21 protein-coding genes and 1 tRNA gene are annotated in these 18258 nt (G+C 64.0%); 10 read left to right on the forward strand and 12 right to left on the reverse strand.

The genetic code is table 11. The features are described from left to right. Nucleotides 1-187: hypothetical protein (locus tag RQH62_RS15300; RefSeq protein ID WP_311269604.1), on the reverse strand; the 187-nt coding region annotated here is incomplete at its 3' end. Here RQH62_RS15300 and RQH62_RS15305 point away from each other — a divergent pair. Genes RQH62_RS15305 through RQH62_RS15310 form a run of 3 tightly spaced genes read left to right on the forward strand, consistent with a single transcriptional unit; the run spans nt 186 to nt 1647 of the window. Then, complete coding sequence (locus RQH62_RS15305; RefSeq protein ID WP_311269605.1) at nt 186-518, forward strand: DUF551 domain-containing protein; 333 nt, start codon at nt 186-188, stop codon at nt 516-518. The two genes, RQH62_RS15300 and RQH62_RS15305, sit on opposite strands and share 2 nt — an antisense overlap. Next, entirely contained in the window at nt 515-820 is a 306-nt protein-coding gene (locus tag RQH62_RS24955) for a helix-turn-helix domain-containing protein (protein ID WP_405053557.1), read from the forward strand. The genes RQH62_RS15305 and RQH62_RS24955 overlap by 4 nt, the downstream gene beginning before the upstream one ends. After that, entirely contained in the window at nt 712-1647 is a 936-nt protein-coding gene (locus tag RQH62_RS15310) for a tyrosine-type recombinase/integrase (RefSeq protein WP_405053560.1), read from the forward strand. The genes RQH62_RS24955 and RQH62_RS15310 overlap by 109 nt, the downstream gene beginning before the upstream one ends. Before the next feature lie 56 nt (nt 1648-1703). On the opposite strand, the gene RQH62_RS15315 is transcribed toward RQH62_RS15310, so the two are convergent. The 5 genes from RQH62_RS15315 to RQH62_RS15335 form a co-directional block, all read right to left on the reverse strand. Then, nucleotides 1704-1778, reverse strand: a tRNA-Thr gene (locus tag RQH62_RS15315). A 117-nt stretch (nt 1779-1895) separates the two neighbouring features. Continuing rightward, nucleotides 1896-2060, reverse strand: coding sequence for a hypothetical protein (locus tag RQH62_RS15320; RefSeq protein ID WP_311269607.1), 165 nt, complete (start codon nt 2058-2060; stop codon nt 1896-1898). Between the two features lie 90 nt (nt 2061-2150). Further along, on the reverse strand, nt 2151-3008 hold the full coding sequence (locus RQH62_RS15325) for a hypothetical protein (protein ID WP_311269608.1): 858 nt from the start codon (nt 3006-3008) through the stop codon (nt 2151-2153). Then, complete coding sequence (locus RQH62_RS15330) at nt 3005-4324, reverse strand: replication-associated recombination protein A (RefSeq protein ID WP_311269609.1); 1320 nt, start codon at nt 4322-4324, stop codon at nt 3005-3007. The genes RQH62_RS15325 and RQH62_RS15330 overlap by 4 nt, the downstream gene beginning before the upstream one ends. 27 nt (nt 4325-4351) lie before the next feature. After that, the gene (locus RQH62_RS15335; RefSeq protein WP_311269610.1) at nt 4352-5530 is read right to left on the reverse strand and encodes a glycosyltransferase family 1 protein; all 1179 of its coding nucleotides are present in this window, start codon (nt 5528-5530) and stop codon (nt 4352-4354) included. A gap of 125 nt (nt 5531-5655) precedes the next feature. Between RQH62_RS15335 and RQH62_RS15340 the strand changes: the two genes are divergently transcribed. Both RQH62_RS15340 and RQH62_RS15345 read left to right on the forward strand, forming a co-directional pair. After that, complete coding sequence (locus RQH62_RS15340) at nt 5656-5874, forward strand: DUF2945 domain-containing protein (protein WP_311269611.1); 219 nt, start codon at nt 5656-5658, stop codon at nt 5872-5874. A gap of 94 nt (nt 5875-5968) precedes the next feature. Then, a complete protein-coding gene (locus tag RQH62_RS15345) occupies nt 5969-6622 on the forward strand; it encodes an MOSC domain-containing protein (protein ID WP_311269612.1) in 654 nt (217 codons plus the stop codon). 316 nt (nt 6623-6938) lie between these two features. Here the strand turns inward: RQH62_RS15345 and RQH62_RS15350 are convergent, their stop codons facing one another. After that, entirely contained in the window at nt 6939-7340 is a 402-nt protein-coding gene (locus RQH62_RS15350) for a cupin domain-containing protein (protein WP_311269613.1), read from the reverse strand. A 76-nt stretch (nt 7341-7416) separates the two neighbouring features. Between RQH62_RS15350 and rnr the strand changes: the two genes are divergently transcribed. After that, the gene (gene rnr, locus RQH62_RS15355) at nt 7417-9726 is read left to right on the forward strand and encodes a ribonuclease R (protein ID WP_311269614.1); all 2310 of its coding nucleotides are present in this window, start codon (nt 7417-7419) and stop codon (nt 9724-9726) included. Between the two features lie 28 nt (nt 9727-9754). Here the strand turns inward: rnr and RQH62_RS15360 are convergent, their stop codons facing one another. Beyond that, nucleotides 9755-10210, reverse strand: coding sequence for a universal stress protein (locus tag RQH62_RS15360; protein WP_120249974.1), 456 nt, complete (start codon nt 10208-10210; stop codon nt 9755-9757). Between the two features lie 183 nt (nt 10211-10393). Here RQH62_RS15360 and RQH62_RS15365 point away from each other — a divergent pair, with 183 nt between their 5' ends. Genes RQH62_RS15365 through RQH62_RS15380 form a run of 4 tightly spaced genes read left to right on the forward strand, consistent with a single transcriptional unit; the run spans nt 10394 to nt 14121 of the window. Further along, nucleotides 10394-11695, forward strand: coding sequence for a pyruvate dehydrogenase complex dihydrolipoamide acetyltransferase (locus tag RQH62_RS15365; protein WP_311269615.1), 1302 nt, complete (start codon nt 10394-10396; stop codon nt 11693-11695). Next, on the forward strand, nt 11695-12096 hold the full coding sequence (locus tag RQH62_RS15370; RefSeq protein ID WP_311269616.1) for an acyl-CoA thioesterase: 402 nt from the start codon (nt 11695-11697) through the stop codon (nt 12094-12096). The genes RQH62_RS15365 and RQH62_RS15370 overlap by 1 nt, the downstream gene beginning before the upstream one ends. 17 nt (nt 12097-12113) lie before the next feature. Next, nucleotides 12114-13508 carry a dihydrolipoyl dehydrogenase gene (gene lpdA, locus RQH62_RS15375; RefSeq protein WP_311269617.1) on the forward strand — a complete coding sequence of 465 codons (1395 nt, stop codon included), beginning with the start codon at nt 12114-12116 and terminating at the stop codon, nt 13506-13508. Beyond that, nucleotides 13486-14121 carry a phosphatase PAP2 family protein gene (locus RQH62_RS15380; protein ID WP_311269618.1) on the forward strand — a complete coding sequence of 212 codons (636 nt, stop codon included), beginning with the start codon at nt 13486-13488 and terminating at the stop codon, nt 14119-14121. The genes lpdA and RQH62_RS15380 overlap by 23 nt, the downstream gene beginning before the upstream one ends. On the opposite strand, the gene RQH62_RS15385 is transcribed toward RQH62_RS15380, so the two are convergent. The 4 genes from RQH62_RS15385 to RQH62_RS15400 form a co-directional block, all read right to left on the reverse strand. Further along, nucleotides 14101-15588, reverse strand: a complete 1488-nt coding sequence (locus RQH62_RS15385) for a DUF2142 domain-containing protein (RefSeq protein ID WP_311269619.1) — start codon at nt 15586-15588, stop codon at nt 14101-14103. The genes RQH62_RS15380 and RQH62_RS15385 overlap by 21 nt on opposite strands. A gap of 111 nt (nt 15589-15699) precedes the next feature. Continuing rightward, nucleotides 15700-16641: a hemolysin family protein gene (locus RQH62_RS15390; protein WP_311269620.1), complete on the reverse strand. Its 942-nt coding sequence runs from the start codon at nt 16639-16641 to the stop codon at nt 15700-15702. Nucleotides 16642-16649: 8 nt separating this feature from the next. Beyond that, nucleotides 16650-17162, reverse strand: coding sequence for an rRNA maturation RNase YbeY (gene ybeY / locus RQH62_RS15395; RefSeq protein ID WP_311269621.1), 513 nt, complete (start codon nt 17160-17162; stop codon nt 16650-16652). 20 nt (nt 17163-17182) lie between these two features. After that, nucleotides 17183-18187 (reverse strand): PhoH family protein, encoded by a 1005-nt coding sequence (locus RQH62_RS15400; protein WP_311269720.1) that lies wholly within the window; start codon nt 18185-18187, stop codon nt 17183-17185. Nucleotides 18188-18258: the final 71 nt, after the last annotated feature.

Consider the following 18258-nt stretch of genomic DNA (forward strand, 5'->3'; position numbering starts at 1 on the left):
GTCGGAAGCCTGCGAAGGCCAGCACGCCGACCATGGCCTGATGTGCGCCGAACACCGGGCGGAAGATCGCGAGATTGAGCGCCGGTTCAGCGATGACGTTGACCCGGCATCGCGGCCTCCGTTGCCGATGCGGGTGGTGGAGGTGGGGGATGAATAAACTCAACCACGAAGCATGGGCGCGCAGCATGGTTAGCTTCATCCGTGATCGCGGAATGGAGGCGGACTTTCGGGACTATTGTGGCGGCTGGCCGTGTCGAGTGGCATCGCTTGATGGCGATGGTGGCTGGCAACCGATCGAAACCGCGCCGCGTGATGGCACCCATTTCCTTGCGACCGCCATTGTCCGGAACGTCAAGACGGACGCGCGCTGGTGGGAAACCTATGTCATCTGGGCTGACGACGAGACGGGCGAAATCCATCCCGATTGCGACCATGGCTGGTCCAGCATAGACGATTATTCGCACTGGATGCCGCTTCCTGCGCCTCCGGACGCTGCATTGAAGGGGGAGGGGGAATGACTGCGCAGGTTTTCAGCGTTGCCAGCCTTGCCGAGCATTGGGGCTGTGGAACAGATACCGTCTATTCCCTGATTCGGGGCGGAAGCCTCCGGGCGTTCAAGTTGGGCGGCAAGCTTTTGCGGATCAGGGCGGACGAAGTGGAACGATTTGAATGCCAGACTACACCCTGCAACGATACCGAAAGCTGCTCGCCATCGTCTGGACAGATGAGGAGGGACGACGCCACCGACATTCGCTTGGAACGGCTGATCGAGCGTCGGCAGAGGCCGCAGCTCGTTCATTCTGGCAACGCCGGTCAATAGGCGGGCAGGCGCATACAGTGGGGGAGGCGGTTGACGCATATCTGGCTGAGAAGTCGTCGATGCTCTCGATCAAGCGGGCAACGGTCGCTTGGAAGGCCGCGAAACCGTTCTGGGGCAATCTCCCGGTCGCTCGCATTGATGGCAAGACGCCAGACGACTACCGCGCCAAGCGTGCGCACTGCAAGCCGATCACAGTCCGCAACGAACTGGCGGTGATACGGGCGGCCCTGAATTGGGCGGAAAAGGCCAAGTTGATAAGCAAGGCGCCTTTTATCAAAATGCCGGCCTTCCCCTCATCGACGGTGGGACACCTGAGCAAGGCGGAATTTCGGAGGCTTCTGGAAAATGCTCAGGCCCCGCATATTCGGCTCTTCCTCCAGTTGGCGGTTGGCACCGGCGCGCGCACCAACGCGCTTTTGGATCTGACCTGGGATCGGGTGGACTTCGATCGTAATGTCATCATCCTCAATCCGCATGAGCGGGTGCAGACGAGCAAATACAGGGCGACCGTGCCAATGAATGCGCAGCTTCGCGCCGCGCTGGAAGAGGCTAAAGCAGGCGCGATGTCTGACTTTGTGGTCGAGCATGGTAGGGAAAGGGTTGCATCGATCAAAAACGGATTTGCCGCCGCCGCGCGCCGGGCAGGCTTGAAGGCCACGCCACACATGATGCGGCACAGTGCTGCCGTCTGGATGGCAGAGGCAAACACGCCGTTTTCTCAGATTGCTCAGTTTCTTGGCCACACTGATAGCCGAATCACAGAGCGTGTTTATGGAAGATTTTCGCCATCATTCCTCGCCAACGCGGCTGAGGCATTGACTTATTGAAGGTTCACGCGCACCTTCGAACTATGATGTGAATTGGGCCAAAAGCCCGGAAATCCTGGTGCCGGATGAGGGGATCGAACCCCCGACCTTCGGTTTACAAAACCGCTGCACTACCGCTGTGCTAATCCGGCCATCTGGTGCGTCCCTAGAGAAACCCGATTTCCCGGTCAACGCATGAAACAGCATCCTTGCCGGTCGGTGGGCCATCATGCGGTTAGAGTCCGGCCCGTTGCGGGACCGGATAGCGTTCAAAGCGACATTTGATCCCGAAGATCTGCTGCCATGATCAAGGCCAGTCGTGCCAGCAATTCTCCGGGGTCGGCGCCCGCACGCGCCTGCGCGGCGATCTCCTCGCATGCCTCCGCACGGCCCTGAAGGCTGACCGGCACCAGATGGACTTCTTCTTCTTTCACTGTCTTACCCCGACACATTTGTCGGCATTTACGCAGCGGGAACGGCTTTTATTCCATGAATAAAAGTTAATGTGCCATTTGGGATGGCGGTCAGCTGACGCCGAAGGTCCATCCTTCGCTGCGAGCGATTTGCGCGGTCATTGCGGATGGTGTCCAAAGGTCCGGCTGCAACGCCGCCCGTCGCATCCATGCGGCGGTTACGATCGCATCCGCGCCATGATCGTCGGGCATTACGCCACCATGCGGCTGTGATCCTAGCGCCGCCAACGCATCGTCCAGTGCCGCCCTGTCGCGTATTTTGGTGCGCCCCTTGGGCCGTCCGGCGGCGCGGGCGGCGATGCTGGTGTAGATTTCCACAATCAGCGATCCCGCGTCCGGTATCGGATCGAACGGCCAGACCGGCACATGGGGTCGCACATGATGCAGCAGTCGCATACCGGCAAAGCTGGCCTTGGCCACCTGCGCTGCACCGATTGCGTCATAGACGGTGGACGGCTTGCCGCCGCCGCCGGCATTATAATGGGCCTCGCAGACACGGTTGTGCATGAAATCCGCCTTTACCCCGTCCGCCTTGCCGAAATAGAAATGGCGGCGATGGGCGACCTCCAGCAGGCCCGCCGCGCCCAGATCCGCATCGTCGCAGATCGCATCGACATAGGCCCAGAAGGCCGGCCCGTCCTTCGGCACCACATCGCCCGGCAGATAGCCGCCCCGCGCGACAAAGGGCGGGGCGAAGCTGAAGTCGAAGCCGAACAGGGTCGGCGCCTCCTGCGCGGCGCCGATCAGCCAGTCCGCCACCGCCTGTCGCGACCAGACGCCATCCGGCGCGGCAACCAAGAACGGCACAGCATCGCCGCCTTCGCACAGCGCCACGGCAATCCCCTTGTGCCGCGCCCCCTTGGCTCCCGACCAGTCGATCGCCGCGAACCGCGCAAAGCGGGGCGTCACTGTCCCCCGCGCTCCGCCCGCAACCGGTCCCAATGGGCGATCCGCTCGGCGATCCGCGCCTCGAACCCGCGCTCGGTCGGCGTATAGAAGGTCTGCGGCGTCATCTCTTCCGGCCAGTAATTGGCCCCGGAAAAGCCCTCCGCCGCATCATGATCATATTGATAGTTCTTGCCATAGCCGACCTGCTTCATCAGCTTGGTCGGCGCGTTGACGATGTTCATCGGCGGCATCAGCGATCCGGTATCGCGCGCGGATTTGAACGACGCCTTCATCGCCATATAACCGGCGTTGGACTTGGGCGCGGTCGCGCAATAGAGGCACGCCTGCACGATCGCCAGTTCGCCCTCCGGCGACCCCAGAAAATCATAGGCATCCTTCGCCGCCAGGCATTGCACCACCGCCTGCGGATCGGCGAGGCCGATATCTTCGGTCGCGAACCGCACCAGTCGCCGCAGCACATAGAGCGGCTCTTCCCCCGCCGTCAGCATCCGTGCCAGATAATAGAGCGCCGCTTGCGGGTCCGACCCGCGCAGCGACTTATGCAGGGCGGAAATGAGGTTATAATGCCCCTCCCGATCCTTGTCATACACTGCGACCCGGCGGTGAAGCAGGGCGGACAGGCCGGCCGGATCGAGCGGCTGGGCCAAGTCGATCGAATAAAGCGTCTCGACCTGATTGAGCAGGAAGCGCCCGTCGCCATCCGCGCTCGCCACCAGCGCCTCGCGCGCGGCGGCGTCGATTGGCACCGGCCGTCCGGTCAGCGCTTCGGCCCGGTCCAGCAACTGCTCCAGCGCGGCGGCATCCAGCCGGCGCAGGATCAGCACCTGCGCCCGCGACAGCAGGGCCGCGTTCAGCTCGAAACTCGGATTTTCGGTCGTGGCCCCGACCAAAGTCACCGTGCCATCCTCGACAAAGGGTAGGAAGCCGTCCTGCTGCGCCCGATTGAAGCGGTGAATTTCGTCGACGAAGAGCAAGGTCTTCTCGCCGCGTCGGGCATGCTCCTTCGCGGTGGCGAAGAGTTTTTTCAGGTCGGCCACGCCGGAGAAGACGGCCGAAATGGGCGCGAAACGCATCCCCACCGCATCCGCCAGCAGCCGTGCCGTGGTCGTCTTGCCGGTGCCGGGCGGCCCCCACAATATGATGGAGGACAGCCGCCCCGCCGCCACCATCCGGCCAATCGCGCCGTCCGGCCCGGTCAGATGTTCCTGCCCGACCACATCGGCCAGCGTGCGCGGGCGCAGCCGGTCGGCAAGGGGGGCGGTATCGGCCGGCACATCGGCACCGGGCAGGTCATCGGGAGCGAAAAGGTCGGCCATCGCCACCGATATAGGCGATGGGACGGATTATGGAACCGGGCTGGATTTCGGCGCCAGCCCCTGCGCCCGCTGCCCAATGACGCGCAGATAGGTGTCGACCAGCGCCTGATTGACCTGATCCCACCCATTGCGCTCGGCCCGCGCCTGCGCGGCGGCGCCTGCGGCGTGGCGGGCATCCGCATTGATGCAATAGGCTTGCAGCGCATCGGCAAAGGCACTGATCGCGCCGGGGCGGATCAGCCGGCCGGTCACGCCTTCCGTCACCAGGCTTTCGCTGCCGGTCGCGCGCGCCGCGACCGTGGGCAGGCCACATGCCATCGCCTCCAGCGTGACGTTGCCGAACGTTTCCGTCACCGACGGATTGAACAGCATGTCCATGCCGGCCACCGCGCGGCCCAGCTCCGCGCCCTTCTGGAAACCGGTGAACACGGCATGGGGCAAGCGGTTCTGGAACCATTCGCGCGCCGGGCCTTCGCCGACGACCAGCACCTTGTGCTGCACCTGCCGCGCGGTCAACTGATCGATCGTGTCGGAAAAGACGTCCAGCCCCTTTTCCATCACCAGCCGGCCGATGAAGCCGATTACCGGTGCATCATCGCCTATGCCCAGCGATTGCCGCCATGCCATGTCGCGCCGGCCGGGGTTGAATATCTCCCGGTCGATCCCGCGCGTCCAGATGCCCACATCATAATTCATCCGCTGGTTGCGCAGCAGTTGCGCCATCGATTCGGACGGCGCGACGATCGCGTCGCAGCGGCGATAGAAGCGGCGCAGGATGGATTCGATCAGCGGCTCCAGAAAGGCCAGCCCATAATAGCGCGGATAGGTTTCAAACCGCGTATGCACCGATGCCACCGTCGGCAGGCCGCGCGCCCGCGCCCAGCTCAGCGCCCGATGCCCCAGCGGATCGGGGCTGGACAGATGGACGATATTGGGCGCGAATGCCTTGAGGTCGCGGCGAACCGCCGCCGACATGCGGTGCGGCACCCGATATTCTTTGCGCCCCGGCACCGGGAAGGAGGGGGTACTGACCAGATCGCCGGCCGGCTCGAAGGCGGGGGTATCGGTGGTCGGTGAATAGACGCGTACCGCCGCGCCCTGCTTCAGCAGATAGCCGACGAAGCGATTGAGCGCCTGGTTCGCACCATCGCGGACATAATTATAATTGCCGCTGAACAGGGCAACGCGCAGGCCGGTAGCATCCATCGGCGCCCCTTATATCAACCCGCGTGAAAACCCAAGGGAACCAGAGTGCTCGCCGGGAATTTTGCCTTCGCTGACGACGAGTAACGGCCGGCGCAGCATGTGCCCAAAATAGGAGAGGATGCCCCATGACCGAGACATTCCGTAAGGGAACGCGGGTCAAATGGAATTGGGGGCAGGGCGTCGGCCGAGGGCGCATCGCGGAACGGTTCGACCGCCATGTCGAGCGCACGATCGAAGGATCGCTGATCCGCCGCAACGGCTCGACCCGCGACCCCGCCTATCTCATCACCGCCGACAATGGCGGCCATGTCCTGAAGTTGCGCTCGGAACTGAGCGCGGGCTGACCGCTCTTCCGGCGAAAACGAGAATTGGCGGAGCAAGGCCTGTCCCGGACAAGCGGCCATCGCCTCCGGCGCGCAACCATGGCAATGTGGGTCCATGACGACCCCATCCATGACCATCGACGCGCTGCTGGTCGGCACGCCCGTCCCGTTCCGCGGCGAGGATTACAGCGCCATCGCCAAGCAGCCGGTTGACGGCCCGGTCCGCATCACATGGGACGGGTTTGAACGGGATGCCGTGGCCGATCGCATCCACCATGGCGGCTGGGACAAGGCGATCCACCTCTATCCGCAGGATCATTATGGCTGGTGGCGCGAACGCAAGCCCGACCAGAGCCTGCTCGACGCGCCCGGTGCCTTTGGCGAAAATATCGCCTCGCGCGGCCTTACCGAAACCGACATATGCCTCGGCGATCGCTTCTCGCTGGGCAGCGCGATCGTGGAAGTCAGCCATGGCCGCCAGCCCTGCTGGAAGCTCGACCACCGCTTCGGTGCGCGCGACATCATGGCCACCATCGTCAAGACCGCCCGCAGCGGCCTTTACTTCCGCGTCCTGCGCGAAGGGGAGGCGCAGGCGGGCACGCGCATGGACCTGCTGGACCGCCCCTTGCCCGACTGGAGCATAGCCCGCGTCTTCCACCTGCTCATCGGCAGCGGCCACAAGCGCGAGCCCGAAGCGGTGCAGGCACTGGCCACCATGCCGGTCCTGGCAGAGGCCTGGCGGGAAAGGGCGAGCAAGCTGGCGGGGTAGGGGCTGGAAACGACCAGAAATGGACATGGCCCCCCTCCCGTTTACGGGAGGGGGCTAGGGGGTGGACTGGACGTCGCGACAGCCCACCCCGCTGCGACTAACGCGCTGCGCGCGCAAGTCTCGCTGCCCCTCCCGCAGGCGGGAGGGGAATGGCCGCTCTCCACCCATTTCTGTCCTACACGCCCTTGCCCATGCTAAACCGGATGTGGCTCTGTACCGTCATTAACCAGCGCCACGTCGTAGAAACAAAATTTCCAACTCGCGCATCAAAATGTCGAAACATGCGGGAAATGTGCGAAGTTAAGCAGCGCACATCCTATTGCGCCAGCGGTGCTTCCACCCGATCGCCATGGCTTTTGGGTGTTGATGTAACCAATATCTTCACCGGTGAGGCGCTCCGGTTCTGCGCCTGATGCGGTACTCCCGGCGCGATCTCTATCCCTTGCCCTGACGTCAGCCGGTGCGTCTGCCCTGCCGCTTCCATCGTCAGTTCGCCCGCCAGCACATAGAAAAATTGTCGCGCCTTTTCATGATAGTGCCGCACCTCGGCCGCGCCCGGCTGGATGCGCTCCTCAATCACCGACAGGTCGTCGCGCTTCACCAGATGCCAGCCGTCATTCACCCCGCCCCACACATAATGCTCCGCGCCATCCTTCTGGACGGGGGAGGGCAAGGGGGCGGCACTCGCGGCGGCGGCGATCAGGATCAGGGCGTTCATGCCTGCTCCAACGAAGCGTCATCATCGGCCCGCCATAGCGCTGGTATAGCCGCCGCCGCATCCCTATAGCTGGTCCATGGCATCGACCCCCAAAAGCAAGACACCCGCCCGCACCAAAGTCCGTCCCGCCGGTTTCCCGACCCGCGATCAGGTGGTGGACTTCATCACCACGTCGGACCAGCCCGCCGGCAAGCGCGAAATCGCCAAGGCGTTCGGCCTGAAAGGGCAGGAGAAGATCGCGCTCAAGGCGTTGCTCAAGGACATGGCGGACGAGGGGCTGATCGACCTTGGCCCGGCTCGCGCCTTCCACAAGATGGGCGGCGTGCCCAAGGTCACGGTGCTGCGCATCGTCGATGTGGACGACACGACCCTGATCGCCACGCCCGAACGGTGGGAAGCCGAAGGCCAGCCCGCGCCCCGCCTGCGCGTGGTCGAACGGGGCAAACGCGGTGCGCTGACCATCGGCGACCGCATCCTCGCTCGCACGGAGGAAGCGGGGAAGGGCTGGGTCGCCCACCCGATGAAGAAACTCGCCAAGGCCAGCGAGGAATTGCTGGGCGTGGTCGAGCAGATGGCCGACGGCAAACTGTGGCTGCGCCCGGTCGACAAGCGCATCCGCAAGGATACGCTGATCAGCGACGTCGGCACCGCCAAGCCCGGCGATCTGGTGCTGGCCGAACCTCATGGTCGCCCGCCGCGCATTTCCGCCCGCGTCACCGATATTCTCGGCGATCCCTTCGCCCCGCGCAGCTTCAGCATGATCGCCATCCACAAACATGGCATCCCCCATGTCTTCCCCGACCGGACCGAGGAGGAAGCGGTCAAAGCGTCGGCCCTGCCGCTGCATGAAGACAAGCGGGAGGATTTGCGCCACCTGCCGATCGTCGCCATCGACCCTGTCGATGCCCGCGACCATGACGACGCCGTCTGGGCCACGCCGGACGAGGATGAAGGCAATGTGGGCGGCTACAAGGCGATCGTCGCCATCGCCGACGTCAGCTACTATGTCCGCCCCGGCAGCGCGCTGGACAAGGAAGCCCGCAAACGCGGCAACAGCGTCTATTTCCCCGATCAGGTCGTGCCGATGCTGCCGCACGAATTGTCGTCCGACATGTGTTCCTTGCGCGCGGGACAGGACCGGGCCGCCATGGCCTGTCACCTCACCATCAACGCCAATGGGAAGGTGACGGCATGGCGCTTCACCCGCGCCGTGATCCGGGTGGTAGCGGTGCTGGCCTATGAAGATGCGCAGGCCGCGATCGACGGTACGAAGAGCAATGATCTCCTCGAACCCGCGCTGAAGCCGCTCTGGGCCTGCTGGGCGCTGCTGCGCAAGGCGCGGGAAGCGCGCGATCCGCTGGCGCTCGACCTGCCCGAACGGCGCGTGGTGCTGGACGAATTTGGCAAGATCGTCAGCGTGGCGGTCCGCGAACGGCTCGACGCCCATATGCTGATCGAGGACTATATGATCGCCGCCAACGTCGCGGCGGCCAAGGCGCTGGAGGCGAAGAAGGCGCCGGTCATGTACCGTGTCCATGAAACCCCCGGTCGCGACAAGCTGGTCGCGCTCAAGGAATATCTCGCCACCTTCGACATCGACTTCGCGCTGGGGCAGGTCATCCGCCCGGCAACCTTCAACGCCCTGATCCGCAAGGTCGGGGAGTCGGAGGAAAAGGAGCAGATCATGACCCAGATCCTGCGCAGCCAGACCCAGGCCTATTATGCGCCGCAGAATATGGGCCATTTTGGACTGGCGCTGGGCAGCTACGCGCATTTCACCTCGCCCATCCGCCGCTATGCCGACCTTTTGGTGCACCGGGCCCTTGTTGGTGCCTACGGCCTCGACCTGCCCGCGCCCAAGGACAAGGCGATCCCGGACCGCTCCTCCCTCAGTCAGGAGGATTATGAGAATATGGGTCGGGTCGGCGAAATGATTTCCGGCCATGAACGCCGCGCGATGGAAGCGGAGCGGGAGACGGTCGACCGCTATGTCGCCGCTTTCCTCTCCGCCCATGTCGGCGAAGTGGTGAAGGCGCGCATCACCGGCGTTCAGAATTTCGGCTTCTTCGCCACGGTCGATGGGCTGGGCGGCGATGGCCTCGTGCCGGTATCGACCATGGGGGCCGAACATTTCTTCTATGACGAAGCGGGCAAGGCGTTGCAGGGCGTAGAGAGCGGCGATCGCTACACGGTCGGCCAGCGGCTGGAACTGCGACTGGCGGAGGCCGACCCGATCAACGGCTCGCTTCGCTTCGAACTGCCCGACAATCCTGCCCCGCGCGGTGGCCCGATGAAGCGCGACCGCACCCGTCCGGGTGTCGTGCATCGCGGCCGCCCGAAAAATATCCGCCATATTGGGGCCAAGCGGGGCAAGCATAAGCGCTAATTACTCCTCCCCACACAGGGGAGGATTTTTAACTCAGCCGATCGATCGCGTCGCTATCAAGCCCGCCCGGAATGATCATCAGCGGGCAGGGCAGCTTGCCCGCATCCGCGCCGGCAAAGTGCGTCACCAGCTTGCCCGGATTGCCGCTGGCCGCGGCGCCCAGCACCAGTGCCGCCACATCGTCCATTTCCTCCAGCGTGCCGCGCACCACGGCGACGGCATCGCCCTGTCGCACGGTGATGCTGGGCCGGATGCCTGATTCGTCGGTCAGTGTGCCGGCCGCGCTCGTTACCAGCGCTTCGGCGCGTTGCAGCGCCTCATCCTCCATCGTCGCCTGCACGCCGCCCCATTGGACGAACTCGGCTGGCGGGATCAGCGCCAGGATGCGCACGGCGCCCCCGGTCTTGGCGGCGCGGCGCGCGGCGAAGCGCAGCGCGGTTTCGGCTTCCGGCGATTCGTCCACGACGACCAGATATGTCCGCACTTCTTATCGCTCCCGCATGCTATTTATGGCCCGATGTTTCTGCAAAAGGCATCATCTAACCATAGCGGTAAAATGTGAGCCTTAAAAGCGGGTCTGGCAAGCCGTCGCTTGACCAAAGCGGCGAATGGGTGAAAACACGGCCCCAACGACCAAAGCCGTAAAGCCAAGAAGAGGCCCGAAAGCATGAGCAAGACGATCCAGATGCCCGCTTTGTCCCCGACGATGGAGGAAGGGACGCTGGCCAAATGGCTGGTCAAGGAAGGCGACACCGTGTCGTCGGGCGACCTGCTCGCCGAAATCGAAACCGATAAGGCGACGATGGAATTCGAAGCCGTGGATGAAGGTGTGATCGCCAAGATCCTGGTGTCCGAAGGCAGCGAAGGGGTGAAGGTCGGCACCGTCATCGCCATCATCGCCGAGGAAGGCGAAGATGTCGCCGCTGCCGCCGCTGGCGGTGGTGCTGCCCCCGCACCCAAGGCCGATCCGGTGCCTGAAAAGGCCGAAGCCGCCTCCAAAGCTGACGCCGTGCCCGCCAAAACGGCTGCCGCTCCCGCCGCCTCCTCGGGCGACCGCGTGAAGGCCAGCCCGCTGGCCCGTCGCCTCGCCGAAGCCAAGGGCATCGACCTTGCGAGCGTCACCGGCACCGGCACCAACGGCCGTATCGTGAAGGCTGATATTGAGGGCGCCAAGCCCGGCGCTGCTGCTCCTGCCGCCGCACCGGCTGCTTCGCCCGCCGCTACTGCCCCGGCCGCCGCAGTCCCCGCACCGGTCGCTGCCGCCGCGCAGGACTTCGGCATCCCGCACGAAGTCGTCAAGCTCAGCGGCATGCGCAAGACGATCGCGCGCCGCCTGACCGAGTCCAAGCAGCAGGTGCCGCACATCTATCTCACCGTCGACATTCAACTCGACAAGCTGCTCAAGCTGCGCGGCGAACTCAACGCCGGCCTCGAAAGCCGCAAGGTCAAGCTGTCGGTCAACGACCTGCTGATCAAGGCGCTCGGCGTCGCGTTGGAGCAGGTGCCTGAGTGCAACGTGCAGTTTGCTGGCGACCAGATGCTGCAATTCAAGCGCGCCGACATCAGCGTGGCCGTGTCGATCCCTGGTGGTCTCATCACCCCGATCGTCACCGACGCAGCCGGCAAGGGCGTGGCCTCCATCTCGACCGCGATGAAGGATCTCGCCACCCGCGCCAAGGACGGCAAGCTGAAGCCTGAGGAATATCAGGGCGGCACCGCCTCGCTGTCCAACATGGGCATGTTCGGTATCAAGCAGTTCGAAGCCGTCATCAACCCGCCCCAGGCCATGATCATGGCGATCGGCGCGGGCGAGAAGCGGCCCTATATCGTAGATGACTCGGTCCAGATCGCGACCGTCATGTCGGCCACCGGCAGCTTCGATCACCGCGCCATCGATGGCGCCGACGGCGCCCGCCTGATGCAGGCATTCAAGCAGCTGATCGAAAACCCGATCGGCCTGCTCGCCTGATGCCTTTCGTCGACGAACAGCCGCCGGTCGAAAGCCCGGCGGTCCGCGTCATCGCCATGCCGGCCGATACCAATCCTTACGGGGATATTTTCGGTGGCTGGCTGATGAGCCTGATGGACAGTGCGGCCGGTTCGGTTGCCGCCCGCCATGGCCATGGCCGTGCCGTGACCATCGCGGTGGAGGGTATGACCTTCCTCCGCCCGGTCGTGGTCGGCGATGAAGTGTCCGTGTTCGCGACGCTCGTTTCGGTTGGCCGCACGTCGATGAAGATCGAGGTCGAAGCCTGGCGCCGCGCGCGCCATGACGACCGCAGCTATCGCGTGACCAAGGCGACTTTTACCTTCGTGGCGATCGGTGAAGATCGTCAGCCCCGTTCCGTGCCGCCCCTTCCGGCGGAATAAGATTAGAGAGACTGACCATGGCTGAGAATTACGACGTCATCGTTCTGGGCTCCGGCCCCGGCGGCTATGTGGCCGCCATCCGTTCGGCTCAACTGGGCCTGAAGACCGCGATCGTGGAGCGCGAAAATCTGGGCGGCATCTGCCTCAACTGGGGCTGCATCCCGACCAAGGCGCTGCTGCGCTCGGCGGAAATCTTCCACTATATGCAGCATGCCGGCGATTATGGCCTCAAGGCTGAGAAGATCAGCGCCGACATCGAAGCTGTCGTGAAGCGTTCGCGCGGCGTCGCCAAGCAACTGAATCAGGGCGTGACGCACCTGATGAAGAAAAACAAGATCACCGTCCATATGGGCGACGGCAAGCTGACCGGAAAAGGCAAGCTGACCGTTACCAAGGACGGCAAGACCGAAGAGCTGACCGCGAAGAACATCATCGTCGCCACTGGCGCCCGCGCCCGCGACCTGCCCTTCGCCAAGGCGGACGGCAAGCGCGTGTGGACCTATCGCCACGCCATGACCCCGTCGGAAATGCCGGCCAAGCTGCTGGTCATCGGATCAGGTGCGATCGGCATCGAATTTGCCAGCTTCTATAACGACATGGGCGCCGACGTCACCGTCGTCGAAATGATGGACCGCGTCGTTCCCGTCGAGGACAAGGACGTGTCCGCCTTCCTCGAAAAGGCGCTCAAGAAGCAGGGCATGACCATCCTCACCGGCGCTGGCGTCGACAAGCTGGAAGTTGGTGCGAACGGCGTGAAGGCCGCGATCAAGGACAAGGACGGCAAGGTCGTTACCGGCGACTACAGCCATGTCATCGTCGCGATCGGCATCGTCCCCAACACCGAGAATATCGGCCTTGAGGAACTGGGTATCAAGACGGAGCGGGGCCATATCGTCACCGATCCGACCTGCAAGACCAATGTGGACGGCATCTGGGCGATTGGCGACGTCACCGCGCCGCCATGGCTGGCGCACAAGGCGAGCCATGAAGGCGTGATCGTGGCGGAGGCGATCGCCGGCAAGCATCCCCACGCCATGGATGTGCGCAACATTCCGGGCTGCACCTATTGCCATCCGCAGATCGCCAGCGTCGGTCTGACCGAGGCCAAGGCGAAGGAAGCGGGCTACGAGGTGAAGGTCGGCATGTTCCCCTTCATCGGCAATGGCAAGGCGATCGCGCTGGGCGAGGCGGAAGGCTTCACCAAGACCGTGTTCGACGCCAAGACCGGCGAGCTGCTGGGCGCCCACATGATCGGCGCGGAAGTCACGGAAATGATCCAGGGCTATACCATCGGCAAGACGCTGGAGACGACCGAGGCGGAATTGATGCACACCGTCTTCCCGCATCCGACCATCTCGGAATCGATGCACGAAAGCGTGCTCGCGGCCTATGGGCGCGCGCTCCATATCTGATCGGCGCAAAACCGTTGTGAAAGGCGCGGGGGCTCTGGCTCTCGCGCTTTTTTGCGTCCTGGCGATCGCGCTCATGCAGCGCGCGGGATGGCTCGATGGGCTGAATGTCGGATTGATGGAGCGGGCAGGGGCCGCGCGGGACAGCGCCATGGGACAGCATGTCACGCCATGGATGCGCAGCGCCTCCGCCGTCGGCGGAACGGCGGGTCGGCTGATATTGCTGGCCTTTTCTTTAGGTACGCTATTCTGGGTCGGACGGCGAAAGAGCGCTTATTGGCTGGCCGCGATGATGGCCGGTGGCACGGCGCTGAACCTGATCCTCAAGCAGATTTTCGCCGCCCCACGGCCCGACCTTCTGCCGCATCTGGACGTCGTCCATACATATAGCTTTCCCAGTGGTCACGCGGCCGGGAACATGATGTTTTTCGGCGCGCTGGCGATGCTGATCGCGCGACCCGCCGGCTATGGGGTGGCGGCCGCCATCATCGCGCTGATCGGCATCAGCCGCGTCTGGCTCGGCGTCCACTGGCCCAGCGACGTCACCGCCGGCTGGATCGAAGGGCTGGGCTGGCTCGCCTTCTGCCGGATCTGGCTACCAACGCGGCGAGGGTAGCAGCAAGGCGCGGCCGATGCTGCTGTGCGGCGGCATGCCGTCGCTGGTGACGAAGCCATGCACCCAGAAACTGTCGAACACAGTAGCCGCCGCGATCAGGGCCAGCAGGATCGCGGCGATGGCGAACAGTTTATGCGCGCCGCGCACCGCTTCCGCCGGAGACAGGGCGATCAGCACCAGCGGCAGGATCGGCAGGAAATAGCGCCCCTGCGTCCCTTGGATATAGTCTGCGCCCAGCGGTGTCCCGGTCAGGTACATGGCCGTTTCGATCAGCAGCGCGATGCCCGCCGCCACCGCCAGCCACCAGAGCCGCTGGCCCATGCCGAAGCGCGCGCCGCTCCCGTTGGCAACACCGGCCCCCAGCATCAGCAGGGCTAGCGGATAGGCAAGTAGCGGCAACAATATGGCGTTCCAGCCGAACCGCCCGACGATCTGCAACGCATAGACCGGTGTCCGCTCAATTACGCTGCTGACCAAGATGCGGACATAGCCGACCGGATCATGCAGCACGATGTTGAGTTGTTCGCCCAGCGGCGCGGTCATCATCGTCTCGCCGGTCCGGCGCGACTGGATATGGTAAAGCGCCTGGCTGCCGCCCGAATAATGCATCCAGCCGACGAAAGCGAATGCGCCCAGCGCCATCGCGCCCAGAATCAGGCCCGGTCGCATATCGCGGCGATGCTGCTGCCAGCGCAGCCCGGCGGCCATCAGCGGCAGATAGACGCCCTTGCACAGCGCCAGCAGCGGTCCGGTCACCAGCAGGGCGGTCGATCGCGCCGGCGTGGCCGTCATGAACCCGGTGCGCAGCGCCAGTGCCAGTCCCAGAAAGCCCAACCCGTTGATGACCGCGTCGGGAGACAGCGATCCGGTCTGATAGGCGAAGGTCGGCAGCAGCGCCGTCGCCAGCAGCGCATTGCGCCCGAACGGCAACAGCCGTAGCGCCGCGATCAGCAGCGCCAGTCCCGTCAGCGCATTGACCAGCCGCCCCACATAGAAGGCATCGATCCAGGGCAGGCCCATCGCCTTGCCGATCGTCAACCCGACCGCACCGGGTGCATAAAGGCTTGGCGCATAGCTGGCGACATTGGGGAAATCGGCAAAGCTCGTGCCGGAGCGCCCGGCATCCGCCTGCGCACTGGCGGCGATCTGCGCGCGATCGAACCGGCGCGGGGTGGGCGGTACATCGGTCGGAAAATCGACGGCATGAATGTCCAGCGCCGCGCGGGGCAGGTCGATGCCGATCGCCTCGCCCTGCTGCCGGGTCAGGACATCGCCCTGCACCAACGCCAGTGCCTTCATATAATGCTGGTTTTCGTCCGGCGCCTGGAAGGGCGGCGTGATGACAGCGAAGAACAGGGTGGCCGCGCATAGCAGTGCCAGCAGCAATGTCTCGATCGGTGACCATGGCGTGGCGAACATCATGTCCGCACTGCCGCCACTCTGAAATTTGCTACGCTCGTTTCGCATTGCCTACCATGTTGATCGAAGGACGATGACGCCTCATCTCCCTATGGCAGGCTATGCGCGCACAGGCTTAACATTTCGCCTCTGTATCGAAAAATTGCTGCTTCAGGCCGCCTATTCCTCCACCTCTTCCCGTTCGACCGGCGGGTGCAGGCGCAGGCGGGTCACGCGGCGGCCGTCGCTGGCGACGATCTCCAGCTTCCACCCGCTGGGACCATGATCGAGTATCTCGCCCGGTTCCGGCACGCGGCCCGCCAGCACGAAGGCCAGGCCGCCCAGCGTGTCGACATCTTCCTCAACCTCGCCCAGCTTCTCGTCAATCTCGTCCGCCACATCGTCCAGTTCGGCGCGTGCATCGGCGTCCCACAGGCCGCCATCGAGCGGCACCAGCATCGCTTCGGGCGCATCGTCATGCTCGTCCTCGACGTCGCCGACGATTTCCTCGACCAGATCCTCGAAGGTCAGCAACCCCTCCGTGCCGGAATATTCGTCCAGCACGATGGCCAGATGGGTCCGCTTGGCGCGCATTTCCGCCAGCAGGTCGAGCGCGCCCATGCTTTCGGGCACATAGAGCGGCTGGCGGATCAGCGGTTCCAGCGTCTCGGGCACTGGGGACTTGCCGGCCAGGATGGCGAAGGCGTCGCGGATGTGGATCATGCCGACAATGGTGTCGAGCGTGTCGCGATAGACCGGAATACGGCTATGCCCGGCCTCTGCGAACAGGGCGGCGAGGTCAGCGAAGCTCGCCTTCTCCTCAATCGCGATAATGTCTGCGCGGGGGACCGCGACGTCATCGACCGTATGTTCGGAAAAATGCAGCAGGTTGCGCACCATCTGCCGCTCGATCGCGGACAGGTCGCCCTTGGCAGGCGGGCCGGCATTTTCGTCCTGCTCATCTTCATCATATTCGTCGAGCGTTTCTTCCAGTTCCTTGCGGAGACTGGTTTCCTCATTCTCGCCGAACAGGAGCGACTTGATGCCGCTCCATAATCCGCCCTCGTTGCTACTGTCCCCTTCTTTCGAAGCGGTGCCGTCCTTCGGACTGCCTTCAGCCATAATGTCCTTCAATCCCCTGTATTTCGATCCGCATAGGGATCGGCAAGGCCCATGCTTAGAAGCGCTGCAATCTCCAGCGCTTCCATCGCTTCGGCCTCATTGTCGTCCATATGGTCATATCCAAGCAAATGAAAAGTCCCGTGAACAATCAAATGCGTGGCATGATCGGCGACCGAAATGCCCTTTTCCGCCGCTTCGGTGGCACAAACGCCCTCCGCCAGCACGATATCGCCCAACAATACTTCGCCATCGTCGGTATTGGCGGTGGCCTGAAGCAGATCATCCTGCACCATCGGAAAGGACAGGACGTTGGTCGGCTTGTCCTTGTCGCGATAGGCGCGATTGAGGCTGTGGACTTCCTCGTCCGACGTCAGCTTGACCGCCACCTCATACAACGTCTGGTCAGCCGCGAAGGCGGCATAGGGGCTGTGCGCAATGGCGGTGGCCACGGCACGCTGGGCGAGAAAGTCCCAGTCGATACCGGGCCAGCCTTCTTCATGGAGGACGGCGACTTCAATCATTATGCTTCTTTCCGTGGAGTTCAGGCATCCGGCCCCTCATAGGCCTGGACGATCCGCCCGACGACCGGATGGCGCACCACATCCGCGATGCCGAACGGCACCATGGCGATCCCTTCCACGCCGTCCAGGCGCGCCACCGCGTCCGCGAGGCCCGATATGCCCGGCTGCGGCAAATCGACCTGTTTGGGGTCGCCGCAAATGACCATGCGGCTGCCTTCGCCGAAGCGGGTCAGGAACATCTTCATCTGGGCGATGGTGGTATTCTGCGCTTCGTCCAGCACGATGAAGGCGTTGGCCAGCGTCCGCCCGCGCATGAAGGCCAGAGGCGCGATCTCGATCTCGCCGCTCGCAATCCGCCGCTCGACTTGTTCGGCCGGCAGAGTGTCGTGCAGCGCGTCGTAGATCGGGCGGAGATAGGGATCGACCTTCTCCTTCATGTCGCCGGGCAGGAAGCCCAGCTTTTCGCCGGCTTCGACGGCGGGGCGAGACAGGATCAGCCGATCGACGCTGCCGCTGATGAGCTGGCTCACAGCCTGCGCGACCGCCAGATAGGTCTTGCCGGTACCTGCCGGGCCAAGCGCGAAGATGATGTCGTTGCGGTTCAGCGCCTCCATATAGGTGACCTGGGTCGCGCTGCGCGGCACGATCGTCTTCTTGCGCGTGCGGATCATCACCTTGGGCGGTTCGGCCACGTCATGGCGGATGATACCGTCCAGCGTCGGTTCGGACGACATGGCGATCACCGCCTCGACCGCACCGGCGTCGATTTCCTGTCCCGCGACGATGCGGTTGTAGAGGCCGGTCATCACGTCGCGCGCGCGGTTGGCGGCATGGGCCTCTCCCTCGATCTGCAACTTGTTACCGCGCGCGGCGATATAGACGCCCAGCCGATTTTCGATCGCGACCAGATTCTGGTCATATTGGCCGAACAAAGTGGTCAGCAGGTGCGGCCGTTCGAAGACGACCTCCAGCCGTGCCCGCTCGGCAACATCTTCGCGATGGTGGTGGTTCGGTTTCTTGCCCATGGTCAGCCCCTTGTTCCGTCCGTCATCCTCGCAAAGGCGAGTATCCATCTTCCGCCGTTCGTTCCTGGTGG

Source organism: Sphingobium sp. WCS2017Hpa-17, assembly GCF_031843765.1.
Lineage (GTDB): Bacteria > Pseudomonadota > Alphaproteobacteria > Sphingomonadales > Sphingomonadaceae > Sphingobium.

Excerpts from the sequence above, each read along its gene's own strand:
- RQH62_RS15305 (WP_311269605.1), top strand. The coding sequence starts at position 186 with ATGGTTAGCTTCATCCGTGATCGCGGAATGGAGGCGGACTTTCGGGAC.
- RQH62_RS15330 (WP_311269609.1), bottom strand. The coding sequence starts at position 4,324 with ATGGCCGACCTTTTCGCTCCCGATGACCTGCCCGGTGCCGATGTGCCG.
- lpdA (WP_311269617.1), top strand. The coding sequence starts at position 12,114 with ATGGCTGAGAATTACGACGTCATCGTTCTGGGCTCCGGCCCCGGCGGC.
- ybeY (WP_311269621.1), bottom strand. The coding sequence starts at position 17,162 with ATGATTGAAGTCGCCGTCCTCCATGAAGAAGGCTGGCCCGGTATCGAC.
- RQH62_RS15345 (WP_311269612.1), top strand. The coding sequence starts at position 5,969 with ATGACGACCCCATCCATGACCATCGACGCGCTGCTGGTCGGCACGCCC.
- RQH62_RS15380 (WP_311269618.1), top strand. The coding sequence starts at position 13,486 with ATGGGCGCGCGCTCCATATCTGATCGGCGCAAAACCGTTGTGAAAGGC.
- rnr (WP_311269614.1), top strand. The coding sequence starts at position 7,417 with ATGGCATCGACCCCCAAAAGCAAGACACCCGCCCGCACCAAAGTCCGT.
- RQH62_RS15365 (WP_311269615.1), top strand. The coding sequence starts at position 10,394 with ATGAGCAAGACGATCCAGATGCCCGCTTTGTCCCCGACGATGGAGGAA.
- RQH62_RS15370 (WP_311269616.1), top strand. The coding sequence starts at position 11,695 with ATGCCTTTCGTCGACGAACAGCCGCCGGTCGAAAGCCCGGCGGTCCGC.
- RQH62_RS15340 (WP_311269611.1), top strand. The coding sequence starts at position 5,656 with ATGACCGAGACATTCCGTAAGGGAACGCGGGTCAAATGGAATTGGGGG.
- RQH62_RS24955 (WP_405053557.1), top strand. The coding sequence starts at position 515 with ATGACTGCGCAGGTTTTCAGCGTTGCCAGCCTTGCCGAGCATTGGGGC.
- RQH62_RS15400 (WP_311269720.1), bottom strand. The coding sequence starts at position 18,187 with ATGGGCAAGAAACCGAACCACCACCATCGCGAAGATGTTGCCGAGCGG.
- RQH62_RS15350 (WP_311269613.1), bottom strand. The coding sequence starts at position 7,340 with ATGAACGCCCTGATCCTGATCGCCGCCGCCGCGAGTGCCGCCCCCTTG.
- RQH62_RS15390 (WP_311269620.1), bottom strand. The coding sequence starts at position 16,641 with ATGGCTGAAGGCAGTCCGAAGGACGGCACCGCTTCGAAAGAAGGGGAC.
- RQH62_RS15335 (WP_311269610.1), bottom strand. The coding sequence starts at position 5,530 with ATGGATGCTACCGGCCTGCGCGTTGCCCTGTTCAGCGGCAATTATAAT.
- RQH62_RS15385 (WP_311269619.1), bottom strand. The coding sequence starts at position 15,588 with ATGCGAAACGAGCGTAGCAAATTTCAGAGTGGCGGCAGTGCGGACATG.